The organism is Pseudomonas sp. NPDC098747 (assembly GCF_044760045.1).
Taxonomy (GTDB): Bacteria; Pseudomonadota; Gammaproteobacteria; order Pseudomonadales; family Pseudomonadaceae; genus Aquipseudomonas.
The window spans coordinates 1-1,307 of record NZ_JBIWAL010000149.1 but is presented as its reverse complement, the minus strand read 5'-3'; the positions used below and the strand labels follow the sequence as shown (position 1 = coordinate 1,307).

Sequence of the window (1,307 nt, the reverse complement as noted above, 5' to 3'; positions counted from 1 at the left end):
TGTCTAGTCCTGAAATAGGTTTACACCTTTTTCACCCCAACGCCCGATGCACCGCGTCGGGCGTTTTGTATTTTAAGGACAGGTGCGGTCGCTCCTGGTTGTAGATCGTAATTGCCTCTCGCACCATCTGTTCAGCCTGCGCCAGATTTTCCGGCCGGAAGAGCAGTAACTCTGTTTTCAAAATGCCATTGACCCGCTCTGCCAAGGCATTTTGGTAGCAGTCATAGCCGTCGGTCATTGAGCATGTGACATCGTGTTTAGCGTGCAGCTTTTGGTAGAGGTCGGAACAGTACTGCGATCCTCGATCCGAGTGATGCACCAGTTTCTGATTTGTTCGGCGCGTCTTCAGAGCCATGCGGAAGGCTTGAGCCACCGATTTGGCATGCATGCCCTCATGAACGTGATAGCCGACAATTTTTCTCGAATAGGCATCTGTTACCAAGCTCAAATAGACAGGCCCGTCGCGCGTGGAGAGGTAGGTGATATCAGCCACCCAGACCTGTTCCGGACCGGTCGCCACCACTTGCTGCGGGCCCGGCTTCAGGAGGTTGGGATGGCAGCGGAAGCGATGATGACTGTCAGTCGTCTTGTGATAGGCCCGTTTTCTACGAACCAATTGGCGGTGATCGCGCAAAACCTCAAACAGGCGATCCCTGCCGACATGCAACTCTTGCCTCTCGTGTTTGGCATGCATCATCGAATGTAGCTTGCGGGCACCGATGCATGGCTGACGTACGCGGATCTTGCGCACAAATTCGATGAGCTTTTGGTCTTGTTCAAGCCGAGCGCGATAGACCCGATCACGCTTGTAATAGGCTTGACGACTGATCCCAATAAACTGGCAAGCCCTGCTGACACTCAGGGTCTGGGTTTGCGCAACGACTTGCCGGGCCGCTTTTTTACGACTGATACGCCATAGTCGTTTTTCAGAACATCGACTACATCTTCGAAGAATTTGGCTTTCTGATTGGCCAGTGCCAACTGCTCCTCTAGCTCCTTGATTCGCTGCTCTGGAGTTAGTGGCAAATTAGGCTCGTCCATCGGTCTGATCCTCTGGGAGCGAATGGATGCGCCTTGGCTCCAATCCTGCCGACCATGTTTGCGTAGCCAAACCAACACCGTCGACCGACCCTGAATACCGTAGCGTCGTTGAGCCTCTTTATAACTCAACTCGCCTTTTTCGATCTGATCGACAACCGACAATTTAAAAGTCAGCGTGTAATCTCTCTGACTGCGTCTTCCGCCCGTATCCATTGCGCCCTCCTGATAAAAAGCCAGAAGGTGTAAACCTTATTCAGGACGCGACA

The 1,307-nt window shown here is 52.6% G+C and carries 2 protein-coding genes; both read right to left on the bottom strand.

Going from position 1 to position 1,307, the window contains the following annotated elements:
• Positions 1-31: 31 nt before the first annotated feature.
• Positions 32-910, bottom strand: coding sequence for an IS3 family transposase (locus tag ACIQVE_RS29705; protein ID WP_402815532.1), 879 nt, complete (start codon positions 908-910; stop codon positions 32-34).
• Positions 859-1,254, bottom strand: a complete 396-nt coding sequence (locus tag ACIQVE_RS29700; RefSeq protein ID WP_402815530.1) for a helix-turn-helix domain-containing protein — start codon at positions 1,252-1,254, stop codon at positions 859-861. Before ACIQVE_RS29700 ends, ACIQVE_RS29705 begins: the two co-directional genes overlap by 52 nt.
• Positions 1,255-1,307 lie beyond the last annotated feature (53 nt).

What these genes read in the sequence shown, in the direction of transcription:
- ACIQVE_RS29700 (WP_402815530.1), bottom strand. Translation starts at nt 1,254, where the DNA reads ATGGATACGGGCGGAAGACGCAGTCAGAGAGATTACACGCTGACTTTT.